The 915-nt window shown below is 47.2% G+C and carries 1 protein-coding gene and 1 pseudogene; both read right to left on the bottom strand.

What is annotated here, in order from left to right:
- The coding region (dtd, locus tag A3751_RS02740; RefSeq protein WP_068451811.1) for a D-aminoacyl-tRNA deacylase at window positions 1-306 on the bottom strand (306 nt) is incomplete at its 3' end.
- Between the two features lie 111 nt (window positions 307-417).
- Window positions 418-915, bottom strand: a pseudogene (locus A3751_RS02735) (translational GTPase TypA); the annotation flags it as partial.

Here is a 915-nt window from a genome sequence, read left to right as displayed (position 1 = left end):
GCCATGCTCTGGACTCGCCGCACTTGAAAAGCTCGGTTTCGTTCCCTTTTTTGTATCGGCTGCAAGCGTAAACTGTGAAACAACCAATAAGCCTCCCTGAACGTCTTGCAGGCTTCGTCCCATGCGACCATTTTCGTCTTCAAAGATACGATACTTTAGAATTTTAGTGAGCATGCGATCGACCAGCACAGTATCGTCATGCTTCTCGACCCCGATAAAAAGCAGGATGCCCTGATCTATCTCACCAACTAGCTCACCACCCACAACAACTGAAGCGCTCTTTACACGCTGTATAAGTGCTTTCATTACTTATTGCTCTCCACGCTTTCCGGCACTATTGTTGGCAATCTTCATCACAAAAAAAGGCCGAAGTAACATATACTCCGGCCTTTTTGATTCAGAAGTTAAACCTAAGTTTTATTTGGCGCGCTTACGCTCATTCTCTGTAAGAAGCTTCTTACGCAAGCGAATACTTTGAGGCGTTACTTCTACAAGCTCATCGTCTTCAATAAACTCGAGCGCTTGCTCAAGCGTGTGAATGATTGGTGGCACTAGGGTCAACGCTTCATCCGTACCGGATGCTCGCACGTTGGTTAGCTGCTTACCTTTCGTCGGATTTACAGCCAAGTCATTCGAGCGGGAGTGAATACCAATAATCTGGCCTTCATACACGTCCTGCGCATGGCCGAGGAACAAGCGACCGCGACTCTGCAAGTTAAACAAAGAATAAGCCGCCGTCTTTCCTTTCAGCATACTCACCAATACGCCGTTCTGACGCTTGGCAACTTCGCCGACTTTAACTGGGCCATAGTGATCAAACACACTAGTCATTATGCCTGAGCCAGAAGTCATAGTTAGGAAGGCACCACGGAAACCGATCAGACCTCTTGAAGGAATGGTGAATTCTAAACGAAC

It is taken from the genome of Oleiphilus sp. HI0080, assembly GCF_001635135.1.
Note: the sequence above shows the minus strand (reverse complement) of the source record. Positions and strands in the feature narration are given on the sequence as shown.